16 protein-coding genes are annotated in these 17,127 nt (G+C 31.7%); 4 read left to right on the top strand and 12 right to left on the bottom strand.

The features are described from left to right. Nucleotides 1-78: 78 nt before the first annotated feature. Nucleotides 79-558, top strand: coding sequence for an RNA polymerase sigma factor (locus EV195_RS03850; protein ID WP_132793125.1), 480 nt, complete (start codon nt 79-81; stop codon nt 556-558). After that, nucleotides 542-1,162 (top strand): hypothetical protein, encoded by a 621-nt coding sequence (locus EV195_RS03845; RefSeq protein WP_132793123.1) that lies wholly within the window; start codon nt 542-544, stop codon nt 1,160-1,162. The genes EV195_RS03850 and EV195_RS03845 overlap by 17 nt, the downstream gene beginning before the upstream one ends. 56 nt (nt 1,163-1,218) lie before the next feature. Here the strand turns inward: EV195_RS03845 and recQ are convergent, their stop codons facing one another. Next, on the bottom strand, nt 1,219-3,330 hold the full coding sequence (gene recQ / locus EV195_RS03840; protein ID WP_132793121.1) for a DNA helicase RecQ: 2,112 nt from the start codon (nt 3,328-3,330) through the stop codon (nt 1,219-1,221). A 21-nt stretch (nt 3,331-3,351) separates the two neighbouring features. Next, nucleotides 3,352-3,903, bottom strand: coding sequence for a TlpA family protein disulfide reductase (locus EV195_RS03835; RefSeq protein WP_132793119.1), 552 nt, complete (start codon nt 3,901-3,903; stop codon nt 3,352-3,354). 165 nt (nt 3,904-4,068) lie between these two features. Between EV195_RS03835 and EV195_RS03830 the strand changes: the two genes are divergently transcribed. Further along, nucleotides 4,069-4,716, top strand: coding sequence for a DsbA family oxidoreductase (locus EV195_RS03830; protein ID WP_132793117.1), 648 nt, complete (start codon nt 4,069-4,071; stop codon nt 4,714-4,716). 80 nt (nt 4,717-4,796) lie between these two features. Here EV195_RS03830 and trpA read toward each other — a convergent pair whose 3' ends face one another. The 9 genes from trpA to EV195_RS03785 all read right to left on the bottom strand — a co-directional run bounded on the left by trpA (nt 4,797) and on the right by EV195_RS03785 (nt 13,811). Then, entirely contained in the window at nt 4,797-5,567 is a 771-nt protein-coding gene (trpA, locus tag EV195_RS03825) for a tryptophan synthase subunit alpha (RefSeq protein ID WP_132793115.1), read from the bottom strand. A gap of 162 nt (nt 5,568-5,729) precedes the next feature. Further along, on the bottom strand, nt 5,730-6,908 hold the full coding sequence (trpB, locus tag EV195_RS03820) for a tryptophan synthase subunit beta (RefSeq protein WP_132793113.1): 1,179 nt from the start codon (nt 6,906-6,908) through the stop codon (nt 5,730-5,732). Then, the gene (locus EV195_RS03815; protein WP_243693059.1) at nt 6,898-7,545 is read right to left on the bottom strand and encodes a phosphoribosylanthranilate isomerase; all 648 of its coding nucleotides are present in this window, start codon (nt 7,543-7,545) and stop codon (nt 6,898-6,900) included. Before EV195_RS03815 ends, trpB begins: the two co-directional genes overlap by 11 nt. An 88-nt stretch (nt 7,546-7,633) precedes the next feature. Then, nucleotides 7,634-8,422, bottom strand: a complete 789-nt coding sequence (gene trpC / locus EV195_RS03810) for an indole-3-glycerol phosphate synthase TrpC (protein ID WP_132793111.1) — start codon at nt 8,420-8,422, stop codon at nt 7,634-7,636. Between the two features lie 77 nt (nt 8,423-8,499). Continuing rightward, nucleotides 8,500-8,853: a four helix bundle protein gene (locus EV195_RS03805; RefSeq protein ID WP_132793109.1), complete on the bottom strand. Its 354-nt coding sequence runs from the start codon at nt 8,851-8,853 to the stop codon at nt 8,500-8,502. Nucleotides 8,854-8,872: 19 nt separating this feature from the next. Beyond that, the gene (trpD, locus tag EV195_RS03800; protein ID WP_132793107.1) at nt 8,873-9,862 is read right to left on the bottom strand and encodes an anthranilate phosphoribosyltransferase; all 990 of its coding nucleotides are present in this window, start codon (nt 9,860-9,862) and stop codon (nt 8,873-8,875) included. 80 nt (nt 9,863-9,942) lie between these two features. Next, complete coding sequence (locus EV195_RS03795; protein ID WP_132793105.1) at nt 9,943-10,524, bottom strand: anthranilate synthase component II; 582 nt, start codon at nt 10,522-10,524, stop codon at nt 9,943-9,945. A 2-nt stretch (nt 10,525-10,526) separates the two neighbouring features. After that, complete coding sequence (locus tag EV195_RS03790; protein ID WP_132793103.1) at nt 10,527-11,918, bottom strand: anthranilate synthase component I family protein; 1,392 nt, start codon at nt 11,916-11,918, stop codon at nt 10,527-10,529. Nucleotides 11,919-12,092: 174 nt separating this feature from the next. Then, nucleotides 12,093-13,811, bottom strand: a complete 1,719-nt coding sequence (locus EV195_RS03785; protein WP_132793102.1) for a glycoside hydrolase family 9 protein — start codon at nt 13,809-13,811, stop codon at nt 12,093-12,095. A 235-nt stretch (nt 13,812-14,046) separates the two neighbouring features. Here EV195_RS03785 and asnB point away from each other — a divergent pair, with 235 nt between their 5' ends. Further along, nucleotides 14,047-15,708 (top strand): asparagine synthase B, encoded by a 1,662-nt coding sequence (gene asnB / locus EV195_RS03780; protein ID WP_132793101.1) that lies wholly within the window; start codon nt 14,047-14,049, stop codon nt 15,706-15,708. Nucleotides 15,709-15,819: 111 nt separating this feature from the next. On the opposite strand, the gene EV195_RS03775 is transcribed toward asnB, so the two are convergent. After that, nucleotides 15,820-16,992: a DUF3103 family protein gene (locus tag EV195_RS03775; protein WP_132793100.1), complete on the bottom strand. Its 1,173-nt coding sequence runs from the start codon at nt 16,990-16,992 to the stop codon at nt 15,820-15,822. Nucleotides 16,993-17,127 lie beyond the last annotated feature (135 nt).

Below are 17,127 nucleotides of genomic sequence, written 5' to 3'. Positions count from 1 at the left end.
CAATCTTTTTTACTTCTATTTTATATTTTCTTGTAATATTTTAATTTCTCGATTTACTAACTAAGTAAATATTAAATTTTGAGTACCGATTTTTATACTTCTTCAATTCTTCCTCATGCAGGAATTATCATTAAGATCTGTAGAGCTTATACAGATTCTCAAGAGGATTTTGAAGATTATTATCAAGAAGCTTGTTTACAAATATGGAAAAGTAGAACTGCCTTTCAAGAAAAATCGAAATGGTCTACTTGGATATATCGAGTTACGCTAAATGTATGTTTAACACTTTCTAAGAAAAGTCAGCGAAAAAACTATACTACCATGCATAATGAAGCTTCTGTAACTAATAATGCATTTGAAAATGAAGATTTGAATTTACTCTATGATGCTATTAAAAAACTATCAGAGGTTGACAGAGCTATTATTTTATTGCATTTAGAAGAAAATCCGCACAAAGAAATTGCTGCCATTATTGGAACTAGCGCTAACAATATTGCAGTTAGAATAAACCGAATTAAAAAACAATTAAAAGAACTATTAGATGGAAAAATCAATTGAAAAAATATGGAATGAGGCGTTTATAAATGAGCAATCTATGTTGGTTCCAAAAATAAACGATTTATATAATCAAAAATCAAAATCAATAATTCATAAGATTCAGCGTACCTATGAATTTGATAATAAGGGATTACTTCCTATAGCTGGTATTGTTGCCATAGGCGGAATTTTACTTTCAGAAACCATTATTGGCTTATACGGTACCTTATTAATTTTATCGCTTTACTATTTCAACACAAAATTATTAAGCAGGTTTGACACTTTAGATGTAAAATCTGACAACCTAACGTATTTAAAGAATTACAGAGCTATTATGAATTCTGTAGCGAAAGCAACTAAACGAATGTTTATTTTTATACTTCCTTTGTTAGTACTTTCAATTTTTGTTTTAGCCTTTTTTGTTAAAGAAAACAGCTTTTTATCTAAGTATATTTCAGAGGACACTACGTTATTAGAAATAATAGGAATTGGAGGTTCAGTAGCGTTAATTGTATCAATTATTTCGATGGTAGCTTTTAAAATTTCTACACAACTTTTATACGGAACCTTACTTTCTAAATTAAATGATATTATTAACGAAATAGAAAGTTTACAAACAACATAATAGAAAAATCAATCGTCATCTTTTCTTAATTGACTTCAGATGACGATTTTTTCTATTTACAAGGTTTTTTTCTGAAGAATGGTTAATCCAATTCTGATTTGTTCATATGAAACCTCTTCTTTTAAAAACTCAAAATACGGCTTTAAGGCAGTTTCATTACCTAACACTTTTTTAGCACTTTGAATTAATTTCAACGTATTAGCATCTATAAATTTATCTAAACTAATATCCTTTCCTTCTAAATATAATTTAGCTAAGTGTGAAAAAATGGTTTGCTCTTTTAGTCCTCTTTGAATCGCAATATCTTCAACAGAAAGTCCTTCCTGATATAGTTTATAGGTTTCTAAAGTGGTGTCTTTTTTACCTTTTTTCTTTTCTTTAATAAAGGTTTTGATTTCTTCCATAAACTCTCCTCCATATACCTCAAGTTTTCTTTGTCCTACACCACTTATCGCTAAGAATTCTTCATCTGTTTGAGGTCTCTGAATTTCCAATTCACGCAAAGTAGCATCACTAAAAATTAAATAAGCCGCAATATTTTCTTCTTCGGCAATACGATAACGCAATTTTCGTAAGCGTTCAAAAAGCGTATTACTAGTACTAGTTTTTTTCTTAGATACTTTTTCTTGCTTCGGACTTTCTTTTGAAATCTCTATAGGAGTAGTTAACTCAACTTTTTCTCCATTAAATAATACTTTTTCTGAAAATTCGGTTAATTGAAGTGTGTTATTTAAATGAAAGGCAATTTGACAAAATCCTTGATTAACCAATTGAATAAGATAATGTTGCCAATCTCTCCAAGAGATTTCTTTACCAACGCCGTATGTTTTTAATAGCTGATAATTTTTATCCAGAATAGCAGCATTTTGAGCACCTCTTAAAACATCTATCACAGTTCCCATAGCTTCTTTACCTTGCAAACGATAAATTGCAGAAAGTGCTTTTTGCGCAATAACGGTTCCATCAAAAAATTGTGGCGGATTTTTACACACATCGCAGTTTCCACAATTCTCTTCAATTAACTCTCCGAAGTAACTTAGCAAAATTTTCCTTCTACAAACAGTCGCTTCCGAAAACTGCTTCATTCTCTCTAATTTGGCTTCTTGCACCTCTTGATTTGCTGTATTGGCAATGAATTGTCGTAACTGAATTACATCTGCATAACTATGAAACAATAATGCATGAGATGGAAGCCCGTCTCTTCCTGCACGACCAATTTCTTGATAATATCCTTCAATGTTTTTGGGCATGTTATAATGAATTATCCAACGCACATTGGATTTATCAATTCCCATCCCGAATGCTATTGTTGCACAAATAATTTGAACATCATCTTTTATAAAACTTTCTTGAGTTTCTGCTCTTTCTTCAAAAGATAACCCAGCGTGATAAGGTCGTGCATCAATACCGCTTTGTGATAATTTAGCGGCTAATTGCTCAGTAGCTTTTCTACTTAAACAATAAATAATTCCAGACTCATTAGGACGTCTATTGATGAACTTAGTAATTTGTTGTACTCTATCATTTGCAGGACGAACCTCTAAAGCTATATTTTCTCGATTGAATGAACTTATGAAACGTGTAGCATTTGGAATAGCCAACTGTTCTAAAATATCTTCTTGTGTAGCTTTATCTGCTGTTGCTGTTAATGCTATTACTGGAACATCAGGTAATGACTTTTTTAAAAATGCTAATTGTTTATAGGACGGTCTAAAATCATGTCCCCAAGAAGAAATACAATGCGCTTCATCAATTGCAATACAACTGATATAATTTTGATGAAGAATATTTTGCAATAATTGTAGACTTTCAGGAGCTACATATACCAACCTTACTTCCTTATTAACTATCACATCAAAAACATGTTGCTGTTCTTCTTCTGTTTGACTACTATTAAAATACGTCGCAGAAATTCCATTCGCTTTTAAACTATCAACTTGATCTTTCATTAAAGCAATTAAAGGAGATATCACTAAGGTAATTCCTTCAAAAAAAAGTGCAGGTAATTGAAAACAAATAGACTTTCCTCCACCGGTTGGCATAATAACCAACGTATCTTTCTTTGCTAAAACATTTTCAATGATTTTTTGCTGTTCTAATCGAAAGCTATCGTAACCAAAATTTGATTTTAATTTTTGTAATAGGTCTTTTTCTACAATTGGCTCCATGCTGCAAAAGTAGTAATAAACCTACTCTTCATCTAACATTTGGTCTATAGAAGTTAAAAAGCTTGTGGCATTCCAATCGGCTGCCCCAGATTTATCCACTCTAATATTCCCTAATTTATCAAACACAAAAGTTCTTGGTATTGAAGTAATTAAAGGTAATTCATTTAAATAATTTCCAATGGTTTGATACACTGGAAATTCATAACCTTTCCTTTTGAAGAACGCAAGTACATCTTCCGCGCTTTCATCTGTAATAAAAACAAAGGCAACTTTGTCTTTATACTTCGAATAAAATGCTTGTATTGAGGGTAATTCCGCAACACACGGAGGACACCAAGTTGCCCAGAAATTAAGAAACACTACCTTACCTTTAAATTCGTCAAAATTAATATCATCCGTATTTAAGCCGTTCAATTTCCAATTGTAATCAAAAACACGAGCACTTGTTTCTACTTTTTCAATAGATGGGCTAAAAGAAATCTGACGTATAAACCAAATTCTACTTGGTTTATACAACAACAAAAAAATTGCTATTGCAAATAGTAAATTGGATAATGTAAGGTGTTTTTTCAAATCGTAATTAGATTAAATTCAAGCAAAAGTACTTATAGTTTTTTCTTTTGTCATAGAATTGACTATAAACTAACAGTACCTTTTTATAAAATCTAGTTAAAATTTTTGTAAGATTGAACGAAATAAAACTACCAATAGAAAGAATTAATATCATTTAAAATATAGATGAAAGATACATTAAAAATAGATATCGTTTCAGATGTTGTTTGTCCGTGGTGTAATGTTGGCTACAAGCACTTACAAAAAGCAATTGATGAATTAAATATAGCCGATCAAGTAGAAATTGAATGGCAACCTTTTGAGTTAAACCCGCATATGCCAGAAGAAGGTCAGGATTTAACAGAACATATAACTCAGAAATATGGCTCTACAAAAGAACAACATGAAGCTTCTAGACAGCGATTGGTTGAAGCTGGAGCTAATGTTGATTTTACATTTGACTTTTATGAAGGTATGCGAATTGTAAACACTTTTGATGCTCATGTTTTACTAGAGTATGCTAAAAAATTTGGCAAACAGACTGAATTAAAAATGCGATTAACTACAGCTTATTTTAGTGAGCGAAAAGATGTTTCTAAAGAAGAAGTTTTAAGAGAAGCTTTAGTAGCTGTTGGTTTAAACACAGATGAAGCTTTAGCAAAATTACAAGATGATGAAGCTCGTTATGAAGTTCAAAGCAATAAGCAACATTGGCAAAATCTTGGAGTTAGATCTGTTCCAACAATTGTTTTTAATAGAAAGGAAGGAGTTACTGGTGCACAACCGATTGAGACCTTCAAAAGCATTTTACAGCAATTCGTAGAAAAAGTGTAGGGAAATCAATCTTGACAAATAAAATACAAAAGCCTCACTAGGATCAAATTAGTGAGGCTTTCTTTATAAAATTCTTAGAATTATTCTCCTTTTATACTTTTTACAAAACCTGCAGTTCCCTCCACACCATCTTTATCTAAACTTTTAATAAAAGCAGATCCTATAATAGCTCCATTTCCATATTCACAAGCTTTTGTAAAAGTTGTATTATCAGAAATTCCGAATCCAATAATTAACTTACTTTTTAAATTCATTGATTTAATTCTTTCGAAATAATCAATTTGCTGTTCAGAAATTTCACCTTTTGCTCCTGTAATTGATGAAGAAGCTACCATGTAAATAAAACCTTCTGTTAACTCATCTATTTTACGAATACGTTCATCTGGAGTTTTTGGTGTAATTAAGAACACATTCGTAATTCCATATTTCGCGAATAAGGCTTTATAATGTGTTTCATATTCTACCATTGGTAAATCGGGAATAATTACTGTATCGATACCGCAATCAATTACTTTTTGACAAAAAGCATCTTCTCCGTATTTGATAATTTGGTTTACATATCCCATTAACACTAATGGTGTTGTATTTTTATCTTTTAAAGATTGAAGTTGTTCGAAAACAACATCTAAGTTCATTCCGTTTTTTAATGCAACAGAACTACTATGCTGAATAGTTGGTCCGTCCGCTAAAGGATCTGAATATGGTAAACCAACTTCGATAAAATCAACTCCGTTACTTCCTAATTCTGAAATAATTCTTTCTGTTCCATGTAACTCTGGAAATCCTGCCGTAAAAAATATAGATAAAAGGTTTTTATCCTTCTTTTGAAATAGTTGTTGAATTGAGTTCATTGTTTTAATTATTCTTTGTCATTGCGAGGAATAAAATGACATGGCAATCTCACAGATTCCTTCATTTCATTCGGAATGACGCTATTATTTTAAATTCTTTGTCTTTGATTCCCGCCTTACTGAAACAAGTTCAGAATAAGCCGCGGGAATGACATTGAAATTTTACTCCTCTAAATACTTAATATACGTTTGTAAATCTTTGTCTCCTCTACCCGATAAATTAATTACCACAACTTGATCTGACTGTAATTCTAATTTAGGTAATACCGCAAATGCATGAGCAGATTCTAAAGCTGGAATTATTCCTTCCAATCGTGTTAATTCAAAAGCGGCTTGTAAAGCTTCTGAATCTGTTGCATTCATGAACTTTGCTCTCTTAGAATCGAACAAAAATGCGTGTAAAGGTCCAACGCCAGGATAATCTAATCCTGCTGAAATAGAATAAGGTTCAGCTATTTGTCCGTATTCGTCTTGCATTAAAATGGTTTTGCTTCCATGAATTACTCCAACCTCTCCTAATTGAGACGTTGCAGCACTTTCTCCAGAATTTACTCCTAAACCAGCAGCTTCAACGGCAATTAACTCTACCTCTACATCCTCTAAATAATGATAAAAAGCTCCGGCTGCATTACTTCCACCACCAACACAAGCAATAATTGTATCAGGATTTTCTTTTCCTGTTTTTTCTTTTAACTGCCATTTCATTTCTTCTGAAATAATTGCTTGTAAACGAGCTACCATATCTGGATGTGGATGTGGACCAACAACAGAACCAATTAAATAAAAAGTCTCTGGGTTCTGAATCCAATAACGAATGGCTTCATTAGTTGCGTCTTTTAAGGTTTTACTACCACTTGTAGCAGGAACTACTTTTGCTCCTAACATTTTCATTCGTGCAACATTAGGTGCTTGACGCTCAATGTCCTTTTCTCCCATGAAAACGATACATTCAACATTCATTAATGCACAAACCGTAGCTGTTGCCACACCATGTTGGCCAGCACCTGTTTCTGCAATAATTTGAGTTTTCCCTAAACGCTTTGCTATTAAAATTTGACCAACTGTATTGTTTACCTTGTGCGCTCCTGTATGATTTAAGTCTTCACGCTTTAAATAAATATGAGCTCCATATTTTTCTGATAAGCGATTTGCATAATACAACGGACTAGGACGACCTACATAATCTTTCAATAAAGCTTTGTATTCTTTTTGAAATGATTCAGACTCTATAATTTCAATATAATTGTCTTCTAGCTCTTTTACGTTTGGATATAATAATTCTGGAATAAATGCTCCCCCAAACTCTCCATAATAACCGTTTTTGTCTGGATTATATTTCATTTTTAAACTTTTTAAGTTCTTTTATAGATTTTAAACCGGGCTTGGTTTCGAATTTGCTGTTTACGTCTAGCGCTACGCAATATTGAGATTCCTGCCTACGCAGGAATGACAGTACATCTGGCACTTCTTCTAAACCAATTCCTCCACTTAAGAAAAATGGTTTTGTTGATGGATAATTTTTCAACACCGTCCAATCAAATACTACTCCATTTCCTCCTCTTTCTTTTCCTTTTGTATCGAATAAAAAATAATCTACTACTGATTCGTATGCTTCAAGAATTGAAAAATCAAAAGTGTCTTTAATTCCAAAAACTTTAATGATCTCAACTTTTGGCAATCGTTTTTCCTCTCGACTGCGCTCGAGATGACTTTTTAGTTCTTTGATATAAGCTACAGATTCGTCTCCATGCAATTGTATAGCTTCCAACTTATACTCTTCAGCAAGAGAAACTAAAATCTCTAAATATTCATTTACAAATACACCTGTTTTTTTTATTCCTTTAGGAATTTCAGGTATAATACCTTCAAAGTTTCTTTTAGATCTTTCGTAGAAAATAAAGCCTAAATAATCAGGTTTTAATTCAGCAACTTGCCGAATATTATCTACGTATTTCATACCACAAACTTTTAGTTTCATTTGATTAGTTTTTGTCATTACGATTCCGAAACTTCGGAAGAAGTAATCTCTTTTAAGATCGCTTCATCGTTCCTCCTCGCGATGACGATTAACAAATTTGATTTATAAAGTCTAAACAAGCTTCTCCTGGATTTTCTTCTTTCATAAAGTTTTCTCCGATTAAAAATCCTTGAAAACCGTACTCTTTTAATCCTGTGACAATTCTTGGATTGCTAATTCCACTTTCAGAAACTTTGATTGCCGAACTTGGTATTTGATTTGCTAAATTGATAGAATGTTCTAAATCAACTTTAAAGGTTTTTAAATCACGATTATTGATTCCTATAATCTTATTATCTAAATCAGAAATTTTATCTAAATCTTGTTGATTATGAACCTCGTATAAAACTTCTAATCCAAGGTCGTTAGCTAATTGCCCATAGTTCTTAATTTCTTCTGCAGTTAAACAAGCTGCGATTAGTAAAATCACATCTGCTCCAATAGCCTTCGCTTCTACAATTTGAAAACCATCAACTACAAAGTCTTTACGAAGAATTGGCTTGATATTATTAATTGTTCTTGCCTCCATTAAATCTGCCATTGTACCACCAAAGAAAGAAGTATCTGTCAATATAGACTGTGCTGCAACATTTGCATCCAAATACCCATTTGTTACTTCTGTAACAGAAACCTGATCGTTGATAACTCCTTTTGAAGGAGATTGTCTTTTAAATTCGGCAATAATACCCGTAGAACCTTTCTCTGTTAGAGAAGCTTTCAGTGAAATTGGTGTTCGTTTAAAACTTGGACTTTCAACTAGTTTTTTGACAGGAACTGCTGCTTTAATTTTAGCTACTTCTTGCCTCTTAAAATTTATTATTTTCTCTAAAATTGTCATATACTTAATTGTAAATTTTAAATTAAGAATTACGAATTATTTCTTTCTTAAAATCGTAATTGAGAATTTATAATTATCTAGGAGTCACGAATTGTTTTTTGTATACTCCCAATTATTTTTAATATTTCTTCAGAATCTCTCAATAGTGGAATCGTTTCTTCATTTGATAAGTAGTTTGTATCATTAAGTAACCTTATCCAATAATTAGATTCTCTCGCTTCTTTATAAGCAATTGAAAGCTTTGCATAAAAATCTTTTCTACTTTGCCCTCCAATTGCTTCTTCAACATTTGCTCCTATAGATGTACCAGAACGCAATAATTGTTTACTTAAAACAAATTCCCTTTTCTCATTTGATAAATGTTGATATAATTTCACCATTTTTACAGCAAACGAATAACTTTTCTTTTGAATAACATTTTCTTTTTTCATATTTCACAATTTGTAATTTTTAATTCATAATTAATTTAGTTAAACACTCTTTTGCCTTTCCGCTGAATAAAGAAGTTTTAGCTTCTTCAAAAGCAGTAGAAAAATCCTTGTTTAAGTCTATAATTGTTAATGCAAAGGCAGCATTTGTAAGCACAACATTATTTTGTGCTTCTGTACCTTCTCCGTTTAATATTGCTTTGAAAATTTTTGCTGCAGCTTCTACTGAATTCCCTCCATAAATATCTGATTGTTCAACTCGTTGTACTCCTAGATCTTCTGGAGTAATTAATTGTTCGCCTTGCTTAGTAAACAATTTAAAACCTCCTGTTAACGATATTTCATCATAACCATCTAAAGCGTGAACAATTCCATAGTTAGTACCTTCTTCTTGTAAGATATAATTGTATAACCTAGCTACCTCTAAATTAAATGTACCGAGTAATTGGTTTTGTGCAAAACTTGGGTTTACCAAAGGTCCTAACATATTGAAAAATGTTTTCATTTGTAAAGATTTCCTCACTGGTCCAACTGCTTTCATTGCTGGATGAAATTTAGGAGCATGTAAAAAACAAATGTTTGCTTTTTCTAACTGAGATTTTAAAATAGATTCATCATTAGTAAATTCATACCCAAAACTTTCCAACATATCCGAAGAACCAGATTTTGAAGACACAGAATAATTACCGTGTTTGGCAACTTTTTGACCTGTACCGGCAACCACAAATGACGTTAACGTAGAAATATTGAACGTATCTTTTCCATCTCCTCCGGTTCCAACTATGTCAATTGTATTGAATTCTGATAAATCAATTTTAATTGCTAATTCTAATAATGCTTCTCTAAAACCTGCCAGTTCATCAACCGTAATTGGACGCATCATAAACACCGTTAAAAATGAAGCTAAATGGGCCTCATTATAATTCTCTTTAGCAATATCAATTAAAACTTGTTTTGCTTCGTTTTTTGTTAGCCGTTTATGTTGATATAAATCGTTTAAAATCGCTTTCATATTAATTATGAATTTTAAATTACTAATTACGAATCTCTATTTTTGAAAACATTTCATTCGTAATTCATAATTCTCAATTATTAATTCTTTTTCACACTATTAATAAAATTCCTTACTAACTGCTCTCCAACTTCTGTTAAAATGCTTTCTGGATGAAACTGCACAGCGCTAATTTGATATTTTTTGTGACGGATAGCCATAATTCCTCCGTCTTCATCAATTGCCGTCACCTCTAACTCTGCAGGTAAATCTTCATTAGAAGCAATCCAAGAATGATAACGAGCCGCTGGAAAAACCTCAGGAACACCGTTAAAGATTACAGCATCTGGCTTAGTTACTTTCATATCTGTAGCTACACCATGAAAAACTTCATTCATATTAATAATCGTGCCTCCAAAAACCTCTGTAATAGCCTGTAAGCCTAAACAAACTCCGAAAATTGGCTTCTTCCCTGCATAGGTTTTAATCACTTCTTTTAAGATTCCTGCTTCATCCGGAATTCCTGGACCTGGAGATAACATAATTAAATCATAATCTCCAACTTCTTCAATTGAGATTTCGTCATTTCTGTATACATCAGGATATTTATCGGTAATTTTTTCCACCATGTGGACCAAATTATACGTGAACGAATCGTAATTGTCTAAGATTAATATTTTCATAATTATATTTTTTCCGCTAAAGTCAATGCTTTCTTTAACGCCGCTAGTTTATTATTTACTTCTTGCAACTCTTTTTCTTCATCAGAATGAATTACAATTCCTGCTCCTGCTTGATAATACAACACATTATTTTTACTGACGAAAGATCGAATTCCGATAGCCAAGTTTACATCTCCGTTTAATCCTAAGATTCCAACTGCGCCACCGTAAAAACCACGAGATTGGTTTTCATAAGTATCTATTAATTGCATCGCCTTGTACTTTGGTGCTCCACTTAATGTTCCTGCTGGGAAAGTGTCTCCAACTATCTTAATTGGATCTCCTTTTAATTGTCCTTGAACTGTAGAAACCAAGTGAATTACATGACTAAAATATTGCACCTCTTTAAACACTTCAACAGTTACATTTTCTGCATGTTTACTTAAGTCGTTTCTAGCTAAATCAACTAACATTACGTGCTCAGCAGTTTCTTTTTTATCTTCTGAAAGTTTCTTTCCTAGCTTAATATCTTCTGCCATATCTCCTGTTCTTCTGAAAGTTCCAGCAATTGGATTGATAATAGCTTTTCCATTATTAATTTTAATCTGAGCTTCTGGAGAAGACCCCATTAATTTAAAACTTCCATAATCGAAATAAAACAAGTAAGGTGATGGATTTATAGAACGTAATGCTCTGTATACATTAAACTCATCTCCTTTATAATGTTGCTGAAACTGACGCGATAAAACCAATTGAAAAACATCTCCTCTTTTACAATGTGCTTTAGCTTTTTTTACATTTTCAATAAACTCTTCACTAGTTACATTAGAGGTTTCTTCTCCTTGAATTTCGAACTTCTGAGTGTTGAATGCTTGTGCTTCAATAATCGTTTTAATCTCTTCTAATCTTGACTCTTCTCCTGCTTCAAGATTTTCTATCAATTGCATTTCATCATTAAAATGATTTATAGCTATAATGAATCTGTAAAAGCTGTACTGCATCATTGGAATTGCAGATGGAGCATCTGGATTAGTTAATTTAATAGTCTCAAAATACTGAACACTATCATAAGTAGTGTAACCATACAAACCATTAAAAGATTTTAATTTCTCGTCACAATCAAGGTCAATTAATTGAGTGAAATCTTTATATAATTCATTAAAATTTCGGTCTATCTTTTGACGCTGAATCTCTTTGTTTTTAATAGAAACTGAAAAATCATTTTTATCTGCTTTGAAGGAAATAATTGGTTCAATACAGATAAAAGAGAAACTCTCTTCTTTACTATGATAATCAGAACTTTCCAAAAGTAACGTATTGGAATACTTATCTCTTAAACGCAAATACAAACCTACCGGAGTAACTGTATCTGCTATTTTTTGTTTACAAATTGTTTTAAACTGTAATGGTTTCATTTTAATTTGGTCAATAAAAAAAGGCTTATCATGAGATAAGCCTTTTTCGTTAATATTTATATATAACAAGATGGTCTCACTAACGTAAGTTAAGAGATATCCACCACCAGTTATTTAATTGTATCGTTTTCATTTGCAACAAATTTATAAAGTCATTTTTATCTAAACAAATATTTATTTAAAATTTTTTATTTGATAGTATTGAAGTGCGTTTACAACATAGACCAATGGCGCATTCCAGTTGATTGTTACTTCATTAGAAGCATAAGAACACCAAGTATCTGAATAGGATTTTGCAGGCATCTTACTAACATATTCACATTTATCTTGCTGTCCTGGTTGCGGACCACCAACCACCATTCCTGGAACAGGTTCTTCTATTTTATCTGCTTCAGATATTCTATGATGAGGAAACTTTGGTGATTTTTCTCCTATCCCAGTAATAAAAGAAATACTTATTCCATTTCTTCCTAAAAAATAATCCAATCCAACAAAAGCAGCTTCTAAAAAAGATTCATCATTTGTAATTTCATATGCCTTTACCAAATACATTAATTGATTTCCTGCTACACCATTACTTCCCCAAACGTAATCTTTACCTTTCATAGCAACTCTCATTGGTTCAGTCTCAATCCTACTTCTTAACTCCGAAGCCTTCTCTAACAGTTTCTTTTCAGCTAAACCCACATTAATATATTCTTTGAATTTGCTTTTATGTTTAGTTATAGAATACAAAGCCAGAGCACTTGCGTCTTGCCACCAAGGCACTTCATTTGAAATTACTTCTACCTGAATATCATTTACATACTTTTTGTTTTTTGTGGTTATAAACAGTTCAACTGCCGCCCATTGAAACTCTCCTAACAAATCATCGTCTTCATACTGACCTGTTTTAACTCCTTCTGGATTTCTAAAATAATCTTTAGGATGTTCTTTAGCCCATTTAAAAGCTTTTTTTGAAACTTCTAAAAGCTTCTTAGCATATTCTTTTTTTGTATCAAAATTTGAGAAAATTCGTGATGCTAGCGCTGCAACAGCTGCAAAATTTAGCGTTGCTGATGTACTCTTCTTAACAACATATCTATCTAAATTATATTCATTTGGCATGATTGCTCCAGAGAATTTCAATCCGGTAAGTTTATGATATACTCCTCCATCAAACGGGTCTTGCATTGATAACATCCAATCTAAATTCCAAATTAATTCATCCAAAATATCAGGCATATTATTTCCTGATTCTGGAATATGAAATACGTTAGTCTTATAGTAATCACTATAATTTTCATATGCACTTAATAGAGTATACATACTTATTCCACTATTCGTAACATATTTATTATAATCTCCAGCATCAAACCAACCTTTAGATCCAGAAATAATAGTTCCTTCAGGTCTATTTTTAGTTGCAGCCGAACTATGTATTTTTACCTTATCATCTAACAAACCAGCTGTTCTCTTCCATTTTCCAGCATATTTCTCGTTTAAATCAATTGAAACTCTATTAAAATAGTAATACTTAAATACAGCTTCAGACAAACTATTATAAGGCGTTTTCAATATTTTAATTTTCTGTTGAATCCCTCCTATTGAAAGTTCGTATTCTCCAGCAATGTTTATTGAACTAACATCAATTATAGAAACATATTCTCCTGAATCTTTCCACAAAGAACTCTTAGCTGTTTCGCCTGAAATAATTATTTCTTTGTTTGTGTCTCTTATAGTATAACTAGCTTTATCAAATTCTTTTTCAGTAACAACAGAAATTAATTTAGGTCTACCCACCGCATACCCAACTTGATTATAACGAATAGAGACAGCTAAGTCTTTAATTTTCTTTTGACAAGAAGCGGTTAATACAGTAAATAATAGTAAAATACAATTTAGAAACTTCATTATTTAGGTTTACATTTTGGAATATCCTTACAAATTACAACTAAAAACGCATCAAAAAATATCAAATTTTAATTCAAATACTACAAAACACCTTTTAAAATTACAATAAAACATCAAAAATAAATTAAAGGTTACAATATGAAATCAAAATTTAATTTTTAATTTTTATAAAGAAGTATATTCAAGTAATTTGAACCATAATTAAAACAACAAGAATTAAAAATTACTATATATTATGTGTGGAATTGTATGTGCGTTTGATTTAAAAGAAAAATCGGAATTATTAAGACCTCAATTATTAGAGATGGCGAAAAAAACTCGTCATAGAGGTCCAGATTGGAGTGGAGTTTATAGTGATGATAAAACTATTATGGCTCATGAAAGACTTGCCATAGTTGATCCTACATCTGGACAACAGCCTTTATTTAGTAAAGACAGAAGGTTTGTACTAGCAGCAAACGGAGAAATTTATAACCACCAAGAGTTAAGAAAACAGTTTGAAGGGAAGTATGATTTCCAAACGAAATCGGATTGCGAGGTGATTTTAGCTTTATACCAAGAAAAAGGAGAAGAATTCTTAGATGACTTAAATGGTATTTTTGGTTTTGCCATCTATGACGCTAAAACTGATGAATATTTAGTTGCTCGCGATCATATGGGAATTATTCCTCTATATATGGGATGGGATAAAAAAGGAACTTTTTATGTAGCTTCTGAGCTAAAAGCTTTAGAAGGATTTTGCAACAAAATAGAAGTTTTTCCTCCAGGTTACTACTATACTAGAGAACACGGATTACAACGTTGGTATTCTAGAGACTGGATGGAATATGAAGCTGTTAGAGAAAACCAAACAAGCATAGATGAGTTACGTGACGCCCTAGAAGCAGCTGTGCATAGGCAATTAATGAGTGACGTTCCTTATGGAGTACTTTTATCTGGCGGTTTGGACTCTTCAATTACCTCAGCAATCGCAAAGAAATATGCTGCAAAAAGAATTGAAAGTGGCGACGAAGAAGAGGCTTGGTATCCACAATTGCATTCATTCTCTATTGGATTAAAAGATTCTCCTGATTTAGTAGCTGCAAAGAAAGTATCAGACCATATCGGAACTATTCACCATGAAATCACATTTACTATTCAAGAAGGATTAGATGCTATTCGTGATGTTATTTACAACTTAGAAACATATGATATCACAACAGTAAGAGCCTCTACACCTATGTATTTAATGGCTCGTGTAATTAAATCTATGGGAATAAAAATGGTATTATCAGGAGAAGGAGCTGATGAAATTTTTGGAGGGTATTTATATTTTCACAAAGCACCGAATGCTGAGGAATTCCACAAAGAAACTGTTCGTAAACTTGACAAATTATATCAATATGATTGTTTAAGAGCCAACAAAAGTTTAATGGCATGGGGAATTGAAGGTAGAGTTCCATTTTTAGACAAAGAGTTTATGGATGTAGCCATGAGAATTAACCCTGAAGACAAAATGATTAACGGAGAACGAATGGAAAAATGGGTGTTACGTAAAGCTTTTGAAAGTTATTTACCAGAAAGCGTAGCTTGGAGACAAAAAGAACAATTTTCTGATGGTGTAGGCTACAACTGGATTGATACCTTAAAAGAGTTAGTTGAAAGTGAGGTTACAGATGAGATGATGCGTAGTGCACATCATAGATTCCCTATTCAAACTCCAAGAACAAAAGAAGAATATTATTATAGATCAATATTTGAAGAGCATTTCCCTAGTGAAACTGCGGCATTAACTGTACCATCGGTTCCATCAATTGCCTGTAGTTCTCCAACAGCTTTAGCTTGGGATGAAAGTTTTAGAAATCAGAATGAACCAAGTGGAAGGGCTATAAAAATGGTTCATGAAGACGCATATTAATATGCAAATTTTTAAATTTTAGTTGTGTTAAAATCCTGCTTTATGCAGGATTTTTTTATTAAAAAAGCCTCACGTAATATGAGGCTTGTAGTGTAAATAAATTTTTCTTGATTAATTTGAAGCTACAAAGAATGGTGACAAATTAACTTTTGCATTGCCTCTTGCTCCATAATAATTTGAATACGATTTATTCTTTTCTATTGTATAAAATGAATCTACATAATCATCATTATTTGTATACCAACTATTAGGCATTGCTTGAATAATAGCTCCAGCAACTTGACCTAAAACGTTTACCCAAGGTTGAGTTGACACTGTTCCTATGATTTGAAAAACACCATTCACTATAGTTGAAACTAAATCTTTATAATTAGTATTATCATCTTTCTCAAACAATTGAATATTTGCAGCCTGATATTCATAATCATCCCAGAATAATAATATTTGATTCGGATAATAATCGCGCTTATCATGATCCAAATAATACATTGGAATCACTTTAATTTCTGGAGAATTGCTCGAATCTTTAATTCCAGACGTAATTGCATACACTTCGGCAGCTCCACTAATCCAAGCTTCTTCATCATCATTCAATCTAATCTTATCAAGTTTTGTTGTTTCTAAACCTTGAGCTCTTGAATTTAAATCCGAAAGATTATTACCTAACTTTTCAAATCTAGAGTTTTGAACTCCTTCTTTTCTTAGATATTCATTCATTAATGCCACTTCTCTTTTTAAAGTCTCAAAACCATTCGTTTCAACAACAATAACTGGCTGATCTGGTACTTTGTTTACATCCAAATAAACAACTTCCTTGTTCATATTGTAAGCCTCAATAACTGACCAATTTTTCTCGTCTCCTTCGGGAGCAAAAGAAAATAGAACATTTGAAAAATCTTTAGTCTTGTTTGAATTTAACATCCAAAGCTCTAAAATTTCAATCTTGTCAGGAGTACCTTCATTAGCAAAAGATTCAAGCTTTGAAGCTTTGGTAGCTAAATTTTGATAAGAAGTTGATTTACCAACAAATGAAGCACTTTCATCAAGAACTTTTGATAATGGAACACTAGGTTCTTGATTTTCTAAAAGGTGAAGTGTTTTGGTTTTAAAACTTTGATTTTTCATTAAATCAATCAATTCTAAAGCAACTTCCTTTTTATTGACCTGTTGATCAACATTTAGAAGTCCACTTTCAGATTGATAATTTAACTCTTCTGAGTTACTACAACTCGACATTACAGTTGACGCAATAATACCTGCGAATAAAATTCGGGGGAATCTCATCTTTATAAATTTTTATATGTTAATAATGCTTATAAAAATATCAAAAACACAATAAAAAACAAATAATTTGTTAATTTTATTTATTAGTATTAATTAAAACTTTTTTTTAACAATTTAAAATCATTTTTTTAACAT

It is taken from the genome of Tenacibaculum skagerrakense (genome assembly GCF_004345825.1).
Classification (GTDB): domain Bacteria; phylum Bacteroidota; class Bacteroidia; order Flavobacteriales; family Flavobacteriaceae; genus Polaribacter; species Polaribacter skagerrakensis.
This window is presented reverse-complemented; position numbering and strand designations above follow the sequence as displayed.